This window comes from Paramagnetospirillum caucaseum (genome assembly GCF_000342045.1).
Taxonomy (GTDB): Bacteria; Pseudomonadota; Alphaproteobacteria; order Rhodospirillales; family Magnetospirillaceae; genus Phaeospirillum; species Phaeospirillum caucaseum.
Genome location: NZ_AONQ01000005.1, coordinates 25,561 through 44,994, shown reverse-complemented (window position 1 = coordinate 44,994; position 19,434 = coordinate 25,561). Strand labels below are relative to the sequence as shown.

At 68.6% G+C, this 19,434-nt stretch carries 22 protein-coding genes; all 22 read left to right on the top strand.

Annotated elements, in window-relative coordinates; genetic code table 11:
• Window positions 1-2 precede the first annotated feature (2 nt).
• Window positions 3-2,078 carry a terminase gpA endonuclease subunit gene (locus tag H261_RS03225; protein WP_008614265.1) on the top strand — a complete coding sequence of 692 codons (2,076 nt, stop codon included), beginning with the start codon at window positions 3-5 and terminating at the stop codon, window positions 2,076-2,078.
• Window positions 2,079-2,081: 3 nt separating this feature from the next.
• Window positions 2,082-2,324, top strand: a complete 243-nt coding sequence (locus H261_RS03220; protein ID WP_008614264.1) for a DUF6148 family protein — start codon at window positions 2,082-2,084, stop codon at window positions 2,322-2,324.
• The gene (locus H261_RS03215; RefSeq protein ID WP_008614263.1) at window positions 2,321-3,976 is read left to right on the top strand and encodes a phage portal protein; all 1,656 of its coding nucleotides are present in this window, start codon (window positions 2,321-2,323) and stop codon (window positions 3,974-3,976) included. Before H261_RS03220 ends, H261_RS03215 begins: the two co-directional genes overlap by 4 nt.
• Window positions 3,973-5,403 carry a S49 family peptidase gene (locus tag H261_RS03210; RefSeq protein WP_008614262.1) on the top strand — a complete coding sequence of 477 codons (1,431 nt, stop codon included), beginning with the start codon at window positions 3,973-3,975 and terminating at the stop codon, window positions 5,401-5,403. Before H261_RS03215 ends, H261_RS03210 begins: the two co-directional genes overlap by 4 nt.
• A gap of 16 nt (window positions 5,404-5,419) precedes the next feature.
• Entirely contained in the window at window positions 5,420-5,980 is a 561-nt protein-coding gene (locus tag H261_RS03205) for a hypothetical protein (RefSeq protein ID WP_008614261.1), read from the top strand.
• Window positions 5,981-6,004: 24 nt separating this feature from the next.
• Window positions 6,005-6,988 (top strand): Mu-like prophage major head subunit gpT family protein, encoded by a 984-nt coding sequence (locus H261_RS03200; protein WP_008614260.1) that lies wholly within the window; start codon window positions 6,005-6,007, stop codon window positions 6,986-6,988.
• A gap of 82 nt (window positions 6,989-7,070) precedes the next feature.
• Window positions 7,071-7,526 (top strand): hypothetical protein, encoded by a 456-nt coding sequence (locus H261_RS03195; protein WP_008614259.1) that lies wholly within the window; start codon window positions 7,071-7,073, stop codon window positions 7,524-7,526.
• 2 nt (window positions 7,527-7,528) lie between these two features.
• A complete protein-coding gene (locus H261_RS03190) occupies window positions 7,529-7,822 on the top strand; it encodes a head-tail joining protein (protein WP_008614258.1) in 294 nt (97 codons plus the stop codon).
• A gap of 2 nt (window positions 7,823-7,824) precedes the next feature.
• Window positions 7,825-8,283 carry a hypothetical protein gene (locus H261_RS03185; RefSeq protein WP_040475641.1) on the top strand — a complete coding sequence of 153 codons (459 nt, stop codon included), beginning with the start codon at window positions 7,825-7,827 and terminating at the stop codon, window positions 8,281-8,283.
• 12 nt (window positions 8,284-8,295) lie between these two features.
• Complete coding sequence (locus tag H261_RS03180; RefSeq protein WP_008614256.1) at window positions 8,296-8,985, top strand: phage tail tube protein; 690 nt, start codon at window positions 8,296-8,298, stop codon at window positions 8,983-8,985.
• Window positions 8,985-9,332 (top strand): GTA-gp10 family protein, encoded by a 348-nt coding sequence (locus H261_RS03175; RefSeq protein ID WP_008614255.1) that lies wholly within the window; start codon window positions 8,985-8,987, stop codon window positions 9,330-9,332. The genes H261_RS03180 and H261_RS03175 overlap by 1 nt, the downstream gene beginning before the upstream one ends.
• The gene (locus H261_RS23740; RefSeq protein WP_081608844.1) at window positions 9,308-9,541 is read left to right on the top strand and encodes a phage tail assembly chaperone; all 234 of its coding nucleotides are present in this window, start codon (window positions 9,308-9,310) and stop codon (window positions 9,539-9,541) included. The genes H261_RS03175 and H261_RS23740 overlap by 25 nt, the downstream gene beginning before the upstream one ends.
• Window positions 9,542-9,568: 27 nt before the next feature.
• Entirely contained in the window at window positions 9,569-11,863 is a 2,295-nt protein-coding gene (locus H261_RS03170; RefSeq protein WP_008614253.1) for a coiled-coil domain-containing protein, read from the top strand.
• Window positions 11,863-12,480, top strand: a complete 618-nt coding sequence (locus tag H261_RS03165; protein ID WP_008614252.1) for a hypothetical protein — start codon at window positions 11,863-11,865, stop codon at window positions 12,478-12,480. Before H261_RS03170 ends, H261_RS03165 begins: the two co-directional genes overlap by 1 nt.
• Window positions 12,477-13,058: a hypothetical protein gene (locus tag H261_RS03160; protein ID WP_008614250.1), complete on the top strand. Its 582-nt coding sequence runs from the start codon at window positions 12,477-12,479 to the stop codon at window positions 13,056-13,058. The genes H261_RS03165 and H261_RS03160 overlap by 4 nt, the downstream gene beginning before the upstream one ends.
• A 2-nt stretch (window positions 13,059-13,060) precedes the next feature.
• Window positions 13,061-13,492 carry a DUF6950 family protein gene (locus H261_RS03155; protein ID WP_008614248.1) on the top strand — a complete coding sequence of 144 codons (432 nt, stop codon included), beginning with the start codon at window positions 13,061-13,063 and terminating at the stop codon, window positions 13,490-13,492.
• A 1-nt stretch (window position 13,493) separates the two neighbouring features.
• On the top strand, window positions 13,494-17,057 hold the full coding sequence (locus tag H261_RS03150) for a phage tail protein (RefSeq protein ID WP_008614247.1): 3,564 nt from the start codon (window positions 13,494-13,496) through the stop codon (window positions 17,055-17,057).
• 1 nt (window position 17,058) lies between these two features.
• Window positions 17,059-17,985, top strand: coding sequence for a hypothetical protein (locus H261_RS03145; RefSeq protein ID WP_008614246.1), 927 nt, complete (start codon window positions 17,059-17,061; stop codon window positions 17,983-17,985).
• Between the two features lie 3 nt (window positions 17,986-17,988).
• Window positions 17,989-18,285 carry a hypothetical protein gene (locus tag H261_RS25710; protein ID WP_008614245.1) on the top strand — a complete coding sequence of 99 codons (297 nt, stop codon included), beginning with the start codon at window positions 17,989-17,991 and terminating at the stop codon, window positions 18,283-18,285.
• Window positions 18,285-18,632 (top strand): hypothetical protein, encoded by a 348-nt coding sequence (locus tag H261_RS03135; RefSeq protein WP_008614244.1) that lies wholly within the window; start codon window positions 18,285-18,287, stop codon window positions 18,630-18,632. The genes H261_RS25710 and H261_RS03135 overlap by 1 nt, the downstream gene beginning before the upstream one ends.
• Window positions 18,629-19,060 (top strand): glycoside hydrolase family protein, encoded by a 432-nt coding sequence (locus tag H261_RS03130; protein ID WP_008614243.1) that lies wholly within the window; start codon window positions 18,629-18,631, stop codon window positions 19,058-19,060. The genes H261_RS03135 and H261_RS03130 overlap by 4 nt, the downstream gene beginning before the upstream one ends.
• A 4-nt stretch (window positions 19,061-19,064) precedes the next feature.
• Complete coding sequence (locus tag H261_RS03125) at window positions 19,065-19,382, top strand: hypothetical protein (RefSeq protein WP_008614242.1); 318 nt, start codon at window positions 19,065-19,067, stop codon at window positions 19,380-19,382.
• The last annotated feature ends 52 nt before the right edge of the window (window positions 19,383-19,434 follow it).

The window sequence follows — 19,434 nt, the reverse complement described above, 5'->3', positions numbered from 1 at the left end:
ATATGTCGGCCGCCCCTCTGCGCGACGATCCGTTGCCGCCCTTCCGGCGGGCGGCGGATATCCGGCGGTCGGCCACGGTTGCCCTGCGTCCTCCCCAGCGGATGACGGTATCCCAGGCGGCCGAGCGCTATCGCCGCCTGAACAATCCCGGCGCCTATGTGGGGCCGTGGCGCAATGCCGAGGCGCCGTATCTGAGGGAACCCATGGACCGCTGCCGGTCCCGGGCGGTGGAAGAGGTGTACATCGTCGCCCCGTCGCAGACGGGTAAGTCCGAGATCATGAACAACGTCATCGTCCACGCGATCAAGATCGCTCCGGCCGATATCCTGGTGATCCAGCCGACCAAGGATTCGGCCCTGGATTATGCCGAGCGCCGCGTCGAGAACCAGTTGCTGAAGCACTCGCCCGAAGTGCGGAACGAACTGCGCCGCGATAAGGTGCTGAGCAAGACCTTCCGCAACGGCTCGATGATCACCCTGGGCTGGGCGGTCAAGGGGCAACTGGCCTCGCGGCCGGTGCCCATCGTCATCTTTGACGAGCGCGACCGCATGCCGGACGATATCGGCGGCGAGGGCGACCCGGCCACCCTGGGGCGCCAACGCAAGAAGCAGTTCGGCCGCAACGGCAAGCTGATCATGGTCAGCAGCCCGTCGCGGGACATGCAGTCCGGCATCGTCGGGCATTTCTACGAGGGCGACCAGAACATCCCGTTCTGGCCCTGTCCCCATTGCAAGGCGTATTTCAGCCCCGGCTTCGACGCCGACCGTCACCCGACCATGGCCCACCTGCATATCCCTCCGGGCCGTGACCCCGAGGATCTGCGCAAGCATGGCGCCTCACTGGTTTGCCCCCATTGCCGGGCGTTGATCGCCGAAATCGACAAGGCCTGGATGCTGGAACGCCTGGAATACATTCCGCGCGGCATGAGCATCGGGGCCGACGGCGTCATCACCGGCGACCGCCCGCCGCAGACCATTTCGTCGTTCTGGTGGAACGGATTCGTCGGGCGCGGCGTGTCGTGGGGCAATCTGGCGGCGCTGTACGTCACCGCCCAGCGTCATTTCGAGCGCACCGGCGATGAGGCCAAGCTCCAGGCCTTCTGGAATACCGAGCTGGGATTCCCCTACCGCCCGGTCAACGACAACGCCCAGCCGTTGGAGATCAGGGTCCTGGAGGGCCGCCGGGAGCGGGATTGGGCCTACCGCACGGTGCCCGCCTGGGTGCGCTTCCTGGTGGCGGCGGTGGACAGCCAGAAGCATCACTTCGCCGTCCAGGTGGTGGGCTTCGACGAGCACGGCGCGTCCGGCCTGATCGACCGCTACGACCTGTCCCAGGCCGCCGACGGCGCCCAGATCGACCCCGCCAACGTGGGGGCCCACTGGGACTTGTTGTACCCGCTGGTGATGAGGTCGTCCTATCCCCTGGCCGCCGACCCGGACATGGTAATGCCCATCGCCTGCACCGTCTTCGACACCGGCGGCGCGGCGGGACAGGAGGATTCCGGCGTCCATATCCAGGCCCGGAACTTCGCGCGGCGCCTGATCCATGGTCCGGAGCGGCTGGAGCCCTGGCGGATCATGCTGGTCAAGGGCGCCGCCCAACGCTCGTGGTCCATGCTGCCCGCCACGCCGAAGCAGGAGACCGACGACGACGGCCGCCGCCGTCCCGACGGGGTGGCGGTCTATACCATCGGCCAGCATCTGCTGAAAAACCTGATCGACAACCGCCTGCGCCTCGACCCGGACGCGCCTTCCGAGCAGCCGCGCCCGCTGATGCGCTTTCCGGCCACGGTGCCGGACGGTTTCTTCGCCGAGCTGACCGCCGAGCGCAAGGATAAGGGGGCCTGGGTCAAGACCGGCCCCAACGAATCATGGGACCTCTGGGTCTACGCCGAAGCCGCCCGTCAGCGGCTGCGCACCGACCGGGTCTCCGACTGGAGCAAGCCGCCGTTCTGGGCCACCGCCCGGCGCCGCGCCGCCGCCGCCCCGACCATCCTCCCCGGGGCGGCGGTGTCTTCTCTTTCCTCGGCCCGCCGTCCCGGCGGCCGGCGGATGCTGCACCAAGGCATAAGGATCTGATCGATGGCGGGTATCACCCTGGCCGATGCGGAAGCCCGTCTGGCCCAGTGGCTGGAGGCCGATGCCGCCGTGGCCTCCAACCAGTCCTATACCGTCCAGTCCCCGGCCGGCGGGGGCCGCACCCTGACCAGGGCCGATTCCGGCGAGATTCGCCGCAATATCGACTACTGGAACGGCTGGTGTGTTCGCCTCGGCGGCACCGCGCTGGCCAACGGCATCCGCGTCACCCATGTGGTGCCGGCATGAGCAATGCCAAGGTCGCCGCCGCGCTGAGGGGATTGCGTCCCACCCTGATCGACCGCCTGGTCAATTTCGTCGATCCGGTGCGCGGCACCGCCCGCCTGCGCTCCCGCGCCCAGGGAATCGTGCTGTCGGCCATGTGGGGCGGCGGCTATACCGGTGCCCGCAAGGACCGCCGCGCCCTGAAGAATGCCGACAAGCGCGACCTGTCGGCCGATGCGGCCCTGCTGCCCGATCTGGCCACCCTGCGCGGCCTGTCCCATTCCATGTACCTCAACCATCCCCTGGCCCGCGCCGCCGTCAAGCGGGTGCGCACCGCGGTGGTCGGCGGCGGCTTGACCTTCAAGGCCAAGGTGGACCGCCGTTATCTCGGCCTGTCCGACCAGGAGGCCGAATCCTGGGAGGCGGCGGCCGAGCGTTTGCAGGCCATGCACTTCCAGTCAAAGTTCTTCGATTCGGCGCAGGAGCGCGATGCCGACCAGATGGCCGCCTCGGTGCTGATCTCGGTGCTGTTGTCGGGCGACACCCTGGTGGTGCGGCGCTACATCGAGCCGGGCGAAGGCCTGCGCCGCGCCGCCCTGCTGGGCACCTGCGCCCAGTTGGTGGATTCGGCCCGCCTGTGCAATCCCGACAACCGGCCGGACGGCGTCCTGCTGAGCAACGGCAACCGGGTGGCCGGCGGCGTCGAGCGCGATGGCGACGGTGCCGCCCAGGCCTATTGGGTGCTGCCCAGCCATCCCGGCGACCTGCGCTTCGACCGTCGCCCGCCGGTGCGCCTGCTGGCGGTGGGAGAGTCCGGCGAGCGCCTGATCTGGCACATCTTCGCCGCCGAGCGGGCGGAGCAGTCCCGGGGCGAGCCATTCCTCGCCCCGGTGATCGAGCCTTTGCACCAACTGGGCAAGTACACCGAGGCGGAGCTGACCGCGGCGGTGGTCTCCGGCCTGTTCACGGTGTTCGTCGAGACCGCGTCGGGCCAGGGGATGGCCCCGGTGGCGGGCGCCGAATCCGACGTGGCAGGCGAATACCAGCTGGGCCCCGGCGCGGTGCTGCAGGGCGTGCCCGGCGACAAGGTCACCACCATCGACCCCAATCGTCCCAACGTCGCCTTCGACCCCTTCGTCATGGCCTGCCTGCGTCAGGTCGGCGCCGCCCTGGAAATCCCCTTCGAGGTGCTGATCCTGCATTTCACCGCCAGCTATTCGGCGGCGCGGGCCGCCATCCTGGAGGCCTGGCGGTTCTTCGTGCGGGTCCGCTCCTGGCTGATCAAGGAATTCTACCAGCCGCAATACGAGGCCATGCTGGCCGAATGCATCGCCCGCGACCTGCTGACCGCGCCGGGCTTCTTTGACGATCTGCGCCTGCGCGCCGCCTATTGCGGCGCCGATTGGGTGGGGCCGCCCATGGGACAGCTCAACCCCCTGCAGGAGACCAAGGCCCTGGTCGAGCAGGTCGCTTCCGGGCTCAACACCCGCGAGCGGGCCACCGCCCAATTGGGCAATGGCGACTGGGAGAGCAATGTCGCCACCCTGGGCCGCGAGGCGGGGCAGATGAGCGCCGCCGGCATCATTCCGGCGGCGGGCGCCGATCCTGCCGCCTCCTCGTCTTCCCCCGACCCCGCCGCGCCGCCCGACGGCGGCGACCAGGAATCCCCGCCATGACCCGTGTTCTCGACGCCGCCCTGTCGGTGCCGTGGGCGATCCATGCCCCGGCGCTGACCTCCATTCTCGACATCATCGCCCGGCACGAGGTCGACCCCGCCGCGCTGGCGGCCTGGAAGCAGCATATGATTCCCCCCGATTCGCCCGAATCCCTGGCGACCCGGCGTGCCGACCGCATGGTCGGCAGCCATGCGGTGATGCTGCGCGACGGGGTGGCGGTGGTGCCGGTGATCGGCCCCATCGTGCGCTATGCCGGGATGTTCACCGATATCTCGGGGGGGACCGCCCTGGCCCGTCTCGCCACCGATTTCCAGGCGGCGCTGGACAATCCCGAGGTCAAGTCCATCCTGCTGGAGATCGACAGCCCCGGCGGCGAGGCCAACGGCATCGCCGAATTCGCCGCCCAGGTCCGCGCCGCCGCCGCGAGGAAGCCGGTGACCGCCTATGTGGGCGGCATGGGGGCCTCGGCCGCCTACTGGATCGCCGCTTCGGCCGGCGAGATCGTGGTGTCGTCCACCGCCATGCTGGGCAGCATCGGCACGGTGGCCGCCATGACCGACACCCGCGAGCGCGATGCCAAGGCCGGCGTGCGTCAATACGAATTCGTGTCCTCCCAGTCGCCCCTCAAGCGCCCCGACCCCGCCACCGATGCGGGCCGTGCCGCCATGCAATCCCTGGTCGACCGCCTGTCCGCCGAATTCGTCACCGCCGTCGCCGCCTATCGCGGTGTTTCGGCCGAGGCGGTGCTGGCCGATTTCGGCCAGGGCGGCCTGCTGGTCGGCGCCGATGCCGTCGCCGCCGGCATGGCCGACCGCCTGGGCAGCCTCGAATCCACGCTCGCCAGTCTGGCGGGCAAGCCCGTTGCCGGGTCCTCCGGCAAAGGCGCCCTGCGGCGCCCCGTCACCGCTCATCAGCAAGGAGCCATCATGAGCGACACCAGCACCTCGGAGGCGCGGCAGGACTCTCCCGCCCCCATCGTCACCGCCTCCACCCTCTCCCAGACCCATCCCGCCGTTTTCGCCGAGATCAAGGCGGCGGGCGCCGCCGCCGAGCGGAGCCGCATCCTGGCCATCCAGGCCCAGGCCCTGCCCGGTCACGATTCCCTGGTGGCCCGCTGCATCGAGGACGGCACCGAGCCCGGTGCCGCCGCCCAGATGATCCTGGCCGCCGAAAAGGCCAAGGGTCCGCGCCAGCTGGCCGCCCTGGCCGCCGAGGCCCAGGCCCAGCCGAAACTCGAGGTCGCCGTGGCGGAAGATCCCAAGCCGGTGGCCGATGCCCCCGCCGTCGATCCGGCGGCCCCGCTGGAGGACCGCGCAAAGGCGGTTTGGGCCAAGGATAGCGCCCTGCGCGCCGAATTCTCCGGCGACTTCAACCGTTTCCTGGCGCTGGCCAAGGCCGAGGGCCTTGACCGTGTCGTCGCCCGCTGATCAGGAGGCCTGACCCATGACGACCCTTTCGGCCAATACGGCCCGCACCTACCATGTGGGCGATTTCGAGGAATATCCCGTCATCGCCTCCGACATCATCTATGGCGGCGCCGCCGTCGGCGACAACGGTTCGGGCTATGCCCGGCCGCTGGTCGCCGGCGATCCCTTCCGCGGCTTCGCCGAGAGCAAGGTGGATAATTCCGCCGGCGCCGCCGGGGACGTCCATGTCAAGGCCAAGGTCTCCGGGCTGGTGGAACTGTCCATTTCCGGGCTGGCCATCACCGACGTGGGCAAGGACGTCTTCGCCTCCGACGACAACACCTTCACCCTGACCCAGGGGAGTAACACCCGTGTCGGCCATGTGCGGCGCTTCGTCTCCACCGGTTTGGGCGTGGTGGAGTTTTCCGCCTCCCGTGGCGTCATCGCCGAACTGACCGACAGTTCCGGCGGTTCCGCCGATGCCACCATCCAGGCGGTGGGTGCCACCAATTCCGGCGATGTGTCCGCCGCCATCAACAACAACTTCGCCGATCTCGCGGCGAAGGTGAACGCCATCATCCGCCAGCTCGGCAGCTGAACGGCCTGAAAGGAGACCAGACCAATGACCGCTTTCATCACCGAGCGCTCGGCGCGAGGCATGTTCTACGAGCGCCTGCAGCAGACCACCGCCCTGGCGTGGACGTCCGACCTGTCCGCCTATTTCGACAGCGACCAGGATTCCGAGGATTACCCCTGGCTGGGCCAGGTGCCCATGATGGGCGAAAGCCGTGGGTCCAAGAAGTTCGCCGAACTGAACGACTTCGCCTGGACCATCCGCAACGTGCCCTATCAGACCGGCATCAAGCTGCCGGAATCCCATGTCCTCAACGACAAGACCGGCCAGGTCCAGGCCCGTGTGTCGGAAATGGCCGATTCCACCTCCACCCACTGGGCCGACCTGCTGGCGCCGCTGATCGTCAACGGCGCTGCCACCGTGTGCTATGACGGCCAGTATTACTACGACAGCGACCATGTGTCCGGGGCCAGCGGCACCCAGTCCAACCTGGTCAGCGTCGATATCTCGGCCCTGCCGGTCAACAACCATGGCTCGGCCACGGCGCCGTCGGCGGCCGAGTTCGTCCACTGCGTCATGCAGGGTGTCCAGCGCCTGATCACCTTCAAGGACGACCAGGGCCGCTACTGCAACGAGGGTCTGACCGAATTCCTGGTGATGACCCCTCCCACCCTGATGCTGCAGGCCAACGCCGCCCTGCGGGCCTCCTCCATCGACGGCAACGACACCAACATCCTGGTGGAGCAGGACAGTTTCCGCCTGCGCTTCCAGGCCACGCCGCGCCTGTCGTCCTGGACCGACAGCTTTTCCCTGTTCGCCCTGGGCGGCGTGCGCAAGCCCTTCGTCCGCCAGCAGAAGGTGCCCACCAACGGCTCCCTGGGCGGCTACGATTCCCAGGGCATCCGTATCCAGCAACTGTGGCTGGATTCTGAGCATTGCGTGAAGAACGGCGAATGCCTGATGTCGGTGGACACCGTGCGCGCCGCCGCCTATGGCGAATGGTTGAAGTCGGTCAAGGTCACCATGACCTGATCCTCATCACCCGTCCTCCGCCCTCCAAGCGGGCGCCCCGGTTTCCCCCGGTGGCGCCCGCTTGCGTTTGAAAGGTCGCCCCATGAAGTCCTATCGCGTCACCAAATCGCCGCTGGTCCTGTCGTCCGGCGCCGTCGTCGGCCTGACCCCCCAGCAGGAATCGCCGCGCCGCGCCGCCCTTGTCCCGCTGGGCAAGGACCTCTATCGCGTTCTTTCCGTCGTCCAGTTCAAGGCTGGAGAATCCGTCGTTCTGGACGAGGACACCGCCAAGGCCCTGTGCGCCTTTGTCGAGAGCGCGGAGGAGGAACCCAAGGCCATTTCCATCGATCTCAAGGCTACCGGCGGAAAGAAGCTGGCGGCGGAATTGCAGCGCGCCACTGACGCCGTCCAGGTCCTGCGCGCCGAAAACGCCGCCTTGTCCGAAGAAATCGTCCGCCTGCGCGCCGATCTCGACGCCGCCACCGCTCCGCCCGTCGCCACCGCTCCCACCGGGGATGGTGGCGGCGCCCCCTCCGACGACCTTCCCCCGGCGTCGTAACCATGCCGGCGCCGTCCTGGGAAACCGTCGATGACCGCCGCTCGCTGCTGCCCGATGGGGCGGCGGTGGCGGGCGCGACCATCGCCTGCCTGATCGAGGCCGTGCCCTTGTCCCTGGGCGATGGCCAGGCGGCGGGCGGAGTGGTGCCCGTCCGCCTGCTGTGCGCCGCCGAGGATGTCGCCGACCTGGAGCCCGGCGATGCCGTCGGTCCCATCGAGGCGGTGGATTATACCGTCGCCGACATCGCCCCCGATGGTACCGGATTCGTGGTCATCACCCTATCCCGGGCGGGGTGATCATGGCCCATGTCCGCCAGCAGGTCCGGGGGGCGGTGGTCACCGCCCTGACCGGCCTCGCCACCACGTCGTCGCGCGTCTTCGCCTCGCGCGATGCCCGCATCAAGCCGGCCGAGATGCCGGCGCTGTGCGTCTACACCACCTCGGAATCCTGCCGCACCACCGACAAGCAGGGCGGCCAGCAGCGCGACATCGAACTGGTGGTCGAGGGCCACGCCGCCCAGGCTGCCGAGCTGGACGACAAGCTGGACCTCATCGCCTCGGAGGTGGAGACCGCCCTGTTCGCCGACTGGTCCCTGGGCGGCCTGGCCGTCGGTCTGGTGCTGGACCGCACCAGCATCGGCCTGCTGGCCGAGGACGAGCACGGCCGCGCCATCGACCCCAAGATCGGCCTGATCCGCCTGACCTTTACCGTCACCGTCCTGACCATCGAGGGATCGCCCGACATGGTCGCCAACTAGGAGAGCGCCGCAATGGCCAAGGAAACCGCGAAAAACTGCCTGCTCTATATCGGCGGCGCCGAAACGGTGCTGACGTCCTACACCACCATCTCGCTCACCGTGTCGGGCGCCACCATCACGCTCGCCGATTCCGGCAGCCATTTCACCGCGATCGCCAAGGGCGATCTGGTCACCGTCGCGGGCTTCACCGACAACGGTGATTTCGTCGCGGTGGTCAAGACCGCCGCCGCCGGCTCGCTGACCCTGGTCAACCCCATCGATCCCGACACCCGCGCCGACGTCACCCTGGCCAGCGAGATTGCGGGCGACACCGTCACCGTCACCTACCAGCATTTCACCGCCCTGCTCGGCCAGAAGAACACCACCTACCAGAAGCAGGCTTCCGAGATCGACACCTCGGACAAGACCTCGGGCAATTGGGGCTCGTCGCTGCCCGGCACCACCAAGATGACCGTCTCGGTCTCGGGCCAGATCCTGTTCACCGGCGACGGTGCCCATGGCGGCTGGACCGCCCTGTCCGACGCCATGGATTCGGGCGACACCATCAACGCCCGTCTGGTGCTCAATACCCTGGGCGACAGCTATTACGGCCCGTTCTCGCTCACCAACCAGTCGGGCGGCGGCGATGACAATTCCGTCAACGGCTACGACTTCACCATGTCTGTGGCGGCCCGTCCGGTCTATGCCGAGGCGGTGATCTGATGGGCGGAAATCCGCATCGCGGCGAGGTGGAGGTGCCGCTGAAGGGCGGCGTCGTCACCCTGCGGCCCACCTGGGACTCCATCGCCGCCATCGAGCAGGCCTGCGGCCTGGGCCTCTACAATCTGGCCCACAAGCTGGCGTCCCGCCACATCTCATCCATCGACCTGTCGGTGGTCATCGCCGCCGGCGCCACCGCCGCCGGCGCCAAGATGACGCCCCAGGCGGCGCTGGCCCAAATTCTCGAGACCGGCGTCAACGCCGTCTACCCGGCGGTGCTGGCCTTCGTCACCAACGCGGTGACCGGCGGCGAGGAGACGACCCAATCGGGGGAAGGCAAGGCGTCGTAGCGGACGGTCCGCCGCTGCGCCGCCTGCTCGGCATCGCCTCCGGCGTGCTGGGGTGGAGCCCAGACGTATTCTGGGCCTCCACCCCCCACGAGACCTATGCCGCCATCTCCGGATGGCGCCGCGCCAACGATCCCAAGGCGGCCCGGGACGAGCAGGAAAACCGCTTCCAGGCCTGGGCCGATCAGGTCAGGGCGGCGGTGGAATCGTAGACGCGTCTTTGCAAGGAACTTTTCGACATGGCCGCTTCCCCCGAGGTCAAGGTCCACATCGCCGCCGATACGGCCGCGCTGCGCGCCGAACTGGCGAAAATGTCGTCCGAGATCGGACGGCATGCCTCCGTGGCGGAAAAGGCCCTGGGGGGGGTCGGGTCAGCGTTGGGACTCATCAAGGGCGGTCTGGCCGGTTTGGCCGGCGGCGGCCTGATCTCCATTGGCCGGTCGGCCCTGGATGCGGCGGGCGGTATCGGCGAGTTGGCCGACCAGATCGGGATCGGCACCCGCGCCCTGCAGGAACTCGAATATGGCGCCGCCACCGCCGGCGTCAAGACCGAGGACCTGCACGGCCTCCTGACCAAGCTGACCGCCAGGATCGGCGAGGCCGCCGACGGCAATGATCAGGCCATCGCGTCCTTTGACGCCCTAGGCGTCAGCATCCTGGACGCGGCGGGCAAGACCCGATCGACCGAGGCGGTGCTCAAGGATATCGCCGAGGCCTATGCCCAGACCGGCGACAAGGCGGTGGCTGCCGCTCGTCTGAAGGATATCTTCGGCAAGTCGGCGCAGAAACTGATTCCCCTGCTCAAGGACGGCGCCTCGGGCCTCGACCGCATGGCGGCCAATGCCGAACATGTGAAGGCTGTCCTGAGCGATGGCCTGATCGCCACTGCCGACGAGGCCGCCGACAAGATCGCCGCTATGGAGAAGGCGGCGGCCAAGGCGGCGCAGACCTTTATGGCCAAGCTGGCACCGGGCATTACCGCTGTCCTCGACGCCTATCGCCGTGGTTCCGGCGGCTCGACAATGGAAGAGGAGATCGCCGACCAGATCACCCGGGTGGCCGACGCTGAACGCGCCCTGGAGGCGGTCAGAAATCGTTCCGCCTGGATGTTCGGATCGCGGGGCAAGGCTGGTGCCGTCGCCTCGGCGGAAACCGACGTGAAGCGCCAGCGTGCCGAACTGGCCCGCCTCCAGGCGCTGGTGGCTACTCGCGCGGCCGCCCAGCCTTTCGCCAAGGACGCCGCCCCCGGAATCGCCAATCCTGAAGGCAAGGGTGCCCTGGCCGCCCAGACCTCCGAGGCGGAAAAATACGCCGAGGGCCTGGACAAGGCGACCCTGGCGCTCGACGAGCAGGCCGCCGCATTGGGACGCACCGCCGCCCAGGTGGCGGTTTATTCCGCCCTGGTCCAGGCCGGGGTGGACACCAGCGATTTGGTGGTGGATGCCTCGGGGAGGGTGACCGGCGGCCTGTCGGCCCAGGAAATGGCCCTGGCCAATGCCGCGCGCCGCACCCACGAACTGAAATCGGCCGAGGAGGCGCGGCGCGCCGCCCAGGACCGCCTCAATCAGTCGGAGGCCGATGCCTGGGACCGGGCCCTGAAGCAGACCGAGGCCCGCGACAAGGTCATCGACAAGATGGAGGGCGAGGTGGTCGCCGCCCGCCAGTTGCAGGCGGCCCTGGGCGATGGCGAGGATTCCTACGCCCGTACCAAGCTGGTGATGGACGCGGTCAACGAGGCGCGGCGTGCCGGCATCGTCTTGAGCGAGTCCGAGATGGAGCGCATCCGGGCCAATGCCGCCGCCCTGGTCGAGGCCCAGACCCAGACCCAGGCCTATCGCAATATGGTCCAGGAGTTGGGCGCCTTCGGCGATCAGGCCTTTTCCCGCATCGGAAGCGCCGCCACCCAGATGGCCATGGAGGGCAACGACGCCTTCGCAAGCTTGCGCAATATCGGCAAGGCGGTGGTCTCCGAACTGTACCAGGAATTCTTCAAGCTGGCCGCCGTCAACCCCCTCAAGAACCTGATGGGGCTTGGCGGCGGGGCGCTGCCCACCCTGGGCGGCCTCGCCAATCTGCTGTTCGGCTCCGGCGCCTCCCAACTGGCGGCGGCCAATGCCGGCATCGCCGCCTCGCCCGGAATGATGGAGGCCTTCGCCGGGGCCTTCGCCTCCGGCACCCCGTCGTCTCCGGCGGGCTGGGCGCTGGTGGGCGAGAAGGGGCCGGAACTGATGAAGATTCCCGGCGGCACCCAGATCTTTCCCGCCGACATTTCCGCCCGGCTGGCGGCAGGCGATTGGCCGTCCATCAATCCCCCCGCCTTGCCCGAGATCACCGCCGCCTCCAGCAACCGGGCGGGGGCGGTGGTCAGCAACCATTTCGTCATCGACGCCCGTGGCGCCGACCGCGAAGGCCTCGCCCGGCTGGAGCAGCGGATCACCATGCTCAATGCCACCGTCGAGCGCCGCGCCATCAATGCCGTCACCGACGCCCGCCAGCGCGGCGGCGCCGTCGCTCGTGCCCTGGGGGGCCGCTGATGACCATCTCCTATCCCCTTGCCCTGCCCCGGGTGACCGGTTTCAAGACCCATGGCTGGAGGCCCCGCGCCGCCGTCGCCGTGTCGGAATCCCCCTTCACCTTCGCGCAGCAGGCCCAGCCCCACCAGGGGCAGGCCTGGGCCATCGCGGTAACCCTGCCGCCCATGAACCGGGCCAGGGCCGAGGTGTGGATCGCCTGGCGCCTGGCGCTCAACGGCCGCGAGGGGACCTTCCTGCTCGGCGATCCCGACGGCGCCGCGCCCCAGGGCAGTATCGCCGCCGCCGGCATCGTGCTGGACGGTGCCCATGCCGCCCGCGCCCAGGACCTGTCCATGGCCGGTCTGGCGCCGGGCGCCACCCTGGCGGCCGGCGATTACCTGCAATTGGGCAGCGGCGCTTCCGCCCGCCTGCACAAATGGCTGTTCGACGGCGCCGCCGATGGCGACGGCCGGATCACCGGCGCCGTCTGGCCGCGCCTGCGCGCGGCCTATTCCGACGCCGCGGCGGTGGTGACCCGCGAGACGGTCGGGGTGTTTCGCATGTCCTCCAACACCATGCCCTGGGATTCCGACGTTTCGGCCTACGGCATGTCCTTCGAGGCGATGGAGGTCCTATGACCGAGCGCAGCATGTCGGGCGGCATGGCCTCGGCCGCCGCCGCCGATACCGTCCACCCCATTTTCCTGGCCCAGGTGACCTGCGTCTCCGGCGACGTACTGCTGTGGTCGGGCCATGGCGATCTCGAATGGGGCGTCAACGCCGACGGGTCTCCCCGGATATTCCTGGGGTCCGGCCTGCTGGGCGGCATCTCGCCCATGGCCGAAACCACCGAGGTGGCGGCCCGGGGCATCACCCTGTCGCTGTCGGGGATTCCCACCGACATGATCGCCACCGCCCTGGCCGAGACCCGCCAGGGCCTGCCGGCCAGAGTCTGGCTGGGCCTGCTGGCCGGCGACGGCGACCTGCTGGCCGATCCCCTCCTGCTGTTTTCCGGCCTGACCGATGTGCCGAGCATCGAGGACGGCGGCGAGACCTGCACCGTCTCGGTCACCGTGGAAAGCCGCCTGATCGACCTGGAGCGGCCGCGGGTGCGGCGCTACACGCCGGAGGACCAGCATATCGACTATCCCGGCGACAAGGGGTTCGACTACGTCGCCGGGCTGCAATCCAAGGAATTCAAGTTCGGGCGGGCCTGACCATGTTGACCAGATTCCAAGACTGGCCCGTCCGCCTGGACGCGGCCATCGCGGCGGCGCGGGCCGTGCCCTTCGGCTATGGGCCGGGGCAAAGCCATTGCTGCCTGTTTTCCTCCGGCGTAGTCCAGGCCATCACCGGCACCGACGTCTATGCCTGGTTCCGTGGCCGCTACCGCTGTGAGCGTGGCGCCTATGTGGCGTTGCGGCGCTTCGCCGGCGGCGACGTGCCCGAGGCGGTGGCCCGGATCGCCGCCGAATGCGGCGCACCGGAAATCCCCCTGGCCCTGGCCGGGCGCGGCGACGTGGTGCTGTTCGATACCCCCGAGGGTCCGGCCATGGGCATCTGCCTCGGCGCCCATCTGGTCAGTGTCACCCGTCCCCACGGCCTGGGATTCTTGCCCATGAGCGCCGCCACCCGCGCCTGGAAGGTCTGACATGCCCGCAGTCGCAGTCGGCGCCATCGCCTCGGGCCTGGCGGCCGGCGGCATGGCCGCCGCCACCGGGGCGGTGGTGCTGGGCCTGTCCACCACCCTGTCGGCGGTAGCCATCGGCATCGGCTCGGCGGCCTTTTCCGGCGTGATGTCCATGGTGATGTCGGCCATGACCGACACGCCCAAGCTGGGCGAGATGCCGTCGCTCTCCTATGCCGCCGAGGATCGCACCCAGATGGTGCGCCAGGCTATCACCGTCTGGCGGACTCTTTACGGTGAGGTCAAGGTCTCCGGCCCCATCACCTTCCTGCACACCACCGGCGCCAGCAACGACAAGGCCCATGTGCTGCTGACCATGGCCTGCCATGAGGTGGACTCGTTCCTCGAGCTGTATCTGGCCGACGAGTTGGTTGCCTTCGGCGCGGACCATGTCGCCATCGGGCGCTGGGCCGGGTTCGCGCGCTACTGGACGGGCGACGGCACCATCGTGGGCGATGCCGGATTGCAAGCGGCCCTGGAGGCGGCCTGCCCGGGGTTGTGGACTTCGGAGCACCGGCAGTATGGCCGGGCCAAGGTCTACGTGGAATTCACCTACGATTCCAAGATGTTCCCCTCGGGCATCCCCCAGATTTCCTGCGTGATGCGGGGCAAGAAGGTCCATGACCCCAGGACCGGTAACACCGCCTGGAGCGACAATGCGGTCCTCTGCCTGCGCGATTACCTGACCACCGGCGATGTCGGCCTGGGCATCATGGCTTACGACCTGCTGGCCGCCGACATCAACGCCTCGGCCAATGTCTGCGACGAGAGCGTGGCCTGTGTCCGCACCCAGCTGATCCCCCAGGGCGAGGGCGCCGTCTTCGGCGACATGACCGGCAATGACGGCCTGACGGCGGCCTTCGACGGGACCTCCGCGACCTCGCAGAGCCATTCGGCCCATTCCGCCGCCGCCATCGGCCGGATCGGCAAGCATTGGGAGGAGCCGCGCATCGTGGGCCGCGTCATGGCCTATCCCCCGGCGTCGGGAGGCTGGTCGCAGGGCTGGACCGGCGATGTCACCCTGCGCCTGCTTGGCTCGGCGGATGGCGAGTCCTGGGTGACCCTCTGCGAGGAGACCGTCACCGACGCGGAGAGCCAGCAGGTGCCCTGGGCCCCGGCCGCCGAGGATGTCACCGCCACCACCGCCTATGCCTGGCATGCGCTGGAGATCGACGCCACCGGCTCGGGTGGCGGCGTCCATTGCGCCGAACTGCGGTTCTATGCCCGGGTGGGGAGCGAAAGGCGCTATGCCTGCAACGGCACGGTGGACAGCGACAAGGCGCCCAAGGACATCATCGGCCGCCTGCTGACGTCGTGCGCCGGCAATGTGGTCTATACCGGCGGGATGTGGTCGATCCTGGCCGGCTATTACCGCACCCCCGCCATCACCTTGACCGACGACGATTTCACCGGGCCGGTCAAGCTGATCGGCCGGGTCAGCCGGCGCGAGAGCTTCAACGCCGTCAAGGGCGTCTATGTCAGCCCCGATTATGCCTGGGAGGCCACCGACGGCCCGCCGGTGCGCAACGGCACCTACGAGGTGGAGGACGGCCGCGATTTCGAGATCGTCACGGCCGATGCCGGCGGCGATACCCTGACCGCCACCAGCAGCGTGGTGGAGGGCACCGCGCTGCGCCTGTGGACCACCGGCATCCTGCCGTCGCCCCTGGAGGTCGACACCACCTATTTCGCCATTCCCCAGGGTGGCGGGACGATCAAGCTGGCCGCCAGCCGAGACGACGCCTTCGCCGGACTCTCCATCGCCCTGGCCGATGCGGGCGGCGGACTCCATCGCCTGCGCTACGGCGAGGTGGTGTGGTCGGATTCCGATGCGCCCTTCACCACCTCGCCCTCCATGTTCCAGCGTCTGGCCAAGATCAAGCTGGAGCGGGCGCGTCAGGCCCAGACCCTCGAGGTGTCCTGCAGCCTGCGCCAGGCGCTGCGCCTGCGGGCCGGGGGCACGGTCATGGTGACCCGCGCGCGCTTCGGCTGGATCGACAAGCCGTTCGACGTGGTCGATTGGACCTTCGAAATCCAGCAGGACAACGAGGGGGTGCCGCTGCTGGGGGTCAGGCTGATCCTCAAGGAGACGGCGGCGACGGTCTATGACTGGGCCGACGGCGAGGAAACCATCCTCGACCCTGCCCCCGATACCAGCCTGCCGCCGCCCTGGGACGTCTCTCCGCCCACCGGCCTCGCCGTGGCGGCGGGAACCGACGAACTGCTGCTGATGGGCGACGGCACCGTGGTCTCGCGCCTGATGATCACCTGGAGCGATCCTCCGCAGATCGGCCTCGACCATCTGGATGTGCAGGTCCGGGAGACCGCTTCCGCCGAGTGGCGCGACTGTTACCCGGTGCTGCCCGGAATCGAGGTGGCCTATCTGGCGCCGGTGGTGGACGGCGTCTCCTACCGTCTGCGCCTGCGGGCCGTCACGGTGATCGGGGCGCGCTCCGATTGGGTGGAAAGCGCCGATCTGGTGGTGGTGGGCAAGACCGAACCGCCTCCGTCTCCCGCCTCCATGTGGCGGGACGGCACCTTCGCCCGCTGGTCCTACACGGCGACCCCGCCCGCCGACATGGCGGGATTCCTCGTTCGCCAGATCGCCGGCACGTCGCGCAATTGGGCCGCCGGCGCCGGGTTCCCGGCCGACGGCGCGATCACCACCGCCCGCAGCGTCGATATTTCCGCCCTGACCGGCACCCGTACCGTGATGGTGCGCGCTGTCGATACCAGCGGCAACCAGTCCGCCGACATGGTGGCGATGACCATCGGTTTGGGGGAGCCGTCGGTCGCCAACATCCTGCGGACAGTGGATTACAAGGCCTTGGCCTGGCCCGGGACGATCACCGGTGGAGCAGTCTCGGGCGGTGACATCCTCGCCGATGATGCCGGTGACCTGTTCCTGCCCAACGGCGCGGCGCTGTTCCTGCCGGTGGCGGGAGATGCCTTCCTGCCGGTCAGCTACGTGGCGCTGACCTACGAGTTCTCCTACCTCCCGGCGTCTCTCGACACTCCGGGGTCCTTGACCATCGTCTCGGCCATTGCCGGGGATGGCTGGCAGATCGAATACCGACCGCTCGACGATTCGCTATTTCTCCCCGCCGGAGACGAGTTGTTCCTGCCGCTCGCCGCCGATTCGTTCCTGGGCACCGCCCAGGCCCCTTGGACGTCGTGGCCGGGTCAGGTGGGCGCCACCCGGCAGCGCTATCTGTTCCGCGTCTCGGTCGATGCCGGTTCCCGCTGCGGCATCATTTCGGCGGCCACCTTGACCCTGGATGTTCCCGACATCACCGAGAGTTTCGACGACCTGGCGATCTCGGCCGGGGGCAGCCGGGTCCCGATCACCCGGAGCTATCGGGAGATCGATTACGTCGGCGAGATCACCGTCCAGGACGGCGGCAGCGGTGCCGTGGCGGTACTGGTCGTCGATAAGGACCCGATTCTCGGCCCGCTTCTGCGGGCGGTCAATTCCAGCGGCGATTCCGTGGCCGCCACCATCGACATCCATAATCTCAAGGGGCATTGACATGGCGCTTCCCGCTTCCGGTTATTTCACCGATCCCGCCCGCACCAATGCCGAGGCCAAGCAGGGTCTCGACGACATGCGCGACGTGGTGGCCGATGCCTCGGGCTCTGGCTATCTGGTGGCAGCCAACAACCTCTCCGACCTCGCCAGCCCGGCGGCGGCACGGGGAAATCTGGGCCTGGCCGCCGTGGCCGCCAGCGGCGCCTATGCCGATCTGTCGGGCAGGCCCAGCCTGGGCTCTGCGGCGGGCGCCGATACGGGCACCGCCAACGGCAACGTCCCGGCGATGGATGCCACGGGATACCCCGCCGCCAACGGTTCCCAGATCACCAACCTGAATGCGACGAACCTTGCCAGCGGGACGGTGCCCACCGCCCGTCTCGGCAGCGGCACCGCCGATAGCGGCACCTTCCTGCGCGGAGACGGCGCATGGGCCGCAGCCGGAGGCGGATACGAATACGTGTCGAGTACAGTACCGAGTGCCGTGGCGTCGATTACATTTACCGGGCTGGCCTCCGGTTATGATTATATTCTGTCATGGGTTAATCTCGTGACCTCCGGCGGGGTACTTGCGAATTCAGGCTTGATGTTACAAGTTGGAGTTGGGGGCACATATAGAACATCAGGGTACATTGAGAGCCACCTAGACTATTCTGGCACTGCCGCATCGGTTACTGATTGTATTGAATTCGGCTCGATGTGGGATGCTGGCGGCGGCGGGAATACCGCAGTGGCAGTTGTTACTGATCCCGCAAATGCATCTGTAAAAACTGGTGTCTGTGGACAGGGTTGTCAAAGGTCATCCCCAGCGAGCGCGGCTGGTTACTACAACACGGCGGAGGCCAATGACTGCCTGCGCATCATCAACCGCAACGGCAATACTATCACCGGCATCATGGCGACCCTGTTCCGCCGCAAGAGGAGCTAAGTCATGACCCGCACAATCATCGAGAACGGCGTCAGCCGCCCCGCCACCCCCGAGGAAGACGCGGAATTCGACGCCCTGGCCGTCGCCGCCGCCCAGCGGGCAACCGAGATTGCCGCCGCCGAGGCTCTTGCCGCCATCCTCGCCCAACTGGCCGAGATCGACGCGAAAAGCGTGCGTCCCCTGCGCGCCATCCTCGACACCCAGGCGGCGGGCCAGACCCCCGACCCTGACGACGTGACGTATCTGGCCGCCCTCAAGGCGCAGGCCGACACGCTGCGGGCGCAGTTGGTGGCGCCGTGATGGATGGCCCCATCACCTGGTCGGCGCTGGCCTCCCTGATCGGGGCGGTCGGCGTCATCTGCACCGGCCTGTGGGCGGTGCACGGCGCGATCAAGCGCGAGTTCCAGCGGGCCGCCGAGCTGGGCGAGCGCCGCACGGCCCGCACCCACGACAGGATCGAAAGCCTGGGCAGCCACATCAGCCAGACCTACCTGCCCCTCGCCGTCCACGCCGCCGAGATGCGCCGGGTGGACGAAGCGCTCGAGGAGCGGGATCGCCAGTTGGAAGACCTGTCCGCCCGGGTGCCGTGCCCCGCCGCCCGGCGGCCCCGGCGAAAGACCACCCCGAAAAAGGAGACGACGGCATGAGCATCACCACCTTGCGGGCCGAGCTGGTCCGCGACGAAGGCCTGCGGCTCAAGCCCTATCGCTGCACCGCCGGCAAGCTGACCATCGGCATCGGCCGCAACATCGAGGACCGGGGCATCTCGGAGGCCACGGCCCTGCAGATGCTGGACGAGGATATCGCCGGCCTCTCGGCCGAGCTGGACCGCGCCATCCCCTGGTGGCGCAATCTCTCCGACGCGCGGCAGCGGGCGTTGATCAACATGGCCATGATGGGGGTGCCCAGGCTGCTGGGCTTTCGGCGGATGCTCGCCGCCCTGCAGGCCGGCGACTACGCCGCGGCGGCCGCCGAATCCCTGGCCAGCAAATGGGCCGACCAGACCGACGGCATCGAGGACGGCCGGCCGGGCGCCCGCAGCACGCGGGTCGCCGACATGATCCGAAAGGGGTGATGACATGGGTATCCCGATCATCGACAGCCTGCTGGGCATCGGCAAGGTGGTGGCCGACCGCCTGATCCCCGACCGCAATAAGGCCGCCGACCAAGCCCACGAACGCGCCGCCAAGCAGACCGACGTGACGGCCGAGGGCGAGCGGGCGCGCAACTACTGGACGCCGCGCGCCATCGTCATGTACGCCATGGCCTTCGCGGTGATCTACGGAGTGGTGATCCGCCCCTTCGCGGTGGCCTTCGGCCTGCCCCTGCCCGAGGTGGACATCTCGGCGCCCATGCGCCTGCTGCTCGGCCTGCTCGGGCTGGAGTTCGCGGGGTGACGCGGCAGCCAGGACAAGGCGGTAGTGCGTTAGCACTGCCCCCAGAAAGCCG

Coding starts and splice junctions, on each gene's coding strand:
- H261_RS03135 (WP_008614244.1), top strand. CDS start 18,285: ATGGATGGCCCCATCACCTGGTCGGCGCTGGCCTCCCTGATCGGGGCG.
- H261_RS03125 (WP_008614242.1), top strand. CDS start 19,065: ATGGGTATCCCGATCATCGACAGCCTGCTGGGCATCGGCAAGGTGGTG.
- H261_RS03225 (WP_008614265.1), top strand. CDS start 3: ATGTCGGCCGCCCCTCTGCGCGACGATCCGTTGCCGCCCTTCCGGCGG.
- H261_RS03175 (WP_008614255.1), top strand. CDS start 8,985: ATGGGCGGAAATCCGCATCGCGGCGAGGTGGAGGTGCCGCTGAAGGGC.
- H261_RS03165 (WP_008614252.1), top strand. CDS start 11,863: ATGACCATCTCCTATCCCCTTGCCCTGCCCCGGGTGACCGGTTTCAAG.
- H261_RS03160 (WP_008614250.1), top strand. CDS start 12,477: ATGACCGAGCGCAGCATGTCGGGCGGCATGGCCTCGGCCGCCGCCGCC.
- H261_RS03130 (WP_008614243.1), top strand. CDS start 18,629: ATGAGCATCACCACCTTGCGGGCCGAGCTGGTCCGCGACGAAGGCCTG.
- H261_RS03200 (WP_008614260.1), top strand. CDS start 6,005: ATGACCGCTTTCATCACCGAGCGCTCGGCGCGAGGCATGTTCTACGAG.
- H261_RS03220 (WP_008614264.1), top strand. CDS start 2,082: ATGGCGGGTATCACCCTGGCCGATGCGGAAGCCCGTCTGGCCCAGTGG.
- H261_RS03205 (WP_008614261.1), top strand. CDS start 5,420: ATGACGACCCTTTCGGCCAATACGGCCCGCACCTACCATGTGGGCGAT.
- H261_RS03180 (WP_008614256.1), top strand. CDS start 8,296: ATGGCCAAGGAAACCGCGAAAAACTGCCTGCTCTATATCGGCGGCGCC.
- H261_RS03185 (WP_040475641.1), top strand. CDS start 7,825: ATGGCCCATGTCCGCCAGCAGGTCCGGGGGGCGGTGGTCACCGCCCTG.
- H261_RS03210 (WP_008614262.1), top strand. CDS start 3,973: ATGACCCGTGTTCTCGACGCCGCCCTGTCGGTGCCGTGGGCGATCCAT.
- H261_RS03145 (WP_008614246.1), top strand. CDS start 17,059: ATGGCGCTTCCCGCTTCCGGTTATTTCACCGATCCCGCCCGCACCAAT.
- H261_RS03170 (WP_008614253.1), top strand. CDS start 9,569: ATGGCCGCTTCCCCCGAGGTCAAGGTCCACATCGCCGCCGATACGGCC.
- H261_RS03215 (WP_008614263.1), top strand. CDS start 2,321: ATGAGCAATGCCAAGGTCGCCGCCGCGCTGAGGGGATTGCGTCCCACC.
- H261_RS03150 (WP_008614247.1), top strand. CDS start 13,494: ATGCCCGCAGTCGCAGTCGGCGCCATCGCCTCGGGCCTGGCGGCCGGC.
- H261_RS03190 (WP_008614258.1), top strand. CDS start 7,529: ATGCCGGCGCCGTCCTGGGAAACCGTCGATGACCGCCGCTCGCTGCTG.
- H261_RS25710 (WP_008614245.1), top strand. CDS start 17,989: ATGACCCGCACAATCATCGAGAACGGCGTCAGCCGCCCCGCCACCCCC.
- H261_RS03155 (WP_008614248.1), top strand. CDS start 13,061: ATGTTGACCAGATTCCAAGACTGGCCCGTCCGCCTGGACGCGGCCATC.
- H261_RS03195 (WP_008614259.1), top strand. CDS start 7,071: ATGAAGTCCTATCGCGTCACCAAATCGCCGCTGGTCCTGTCGTCCGGC.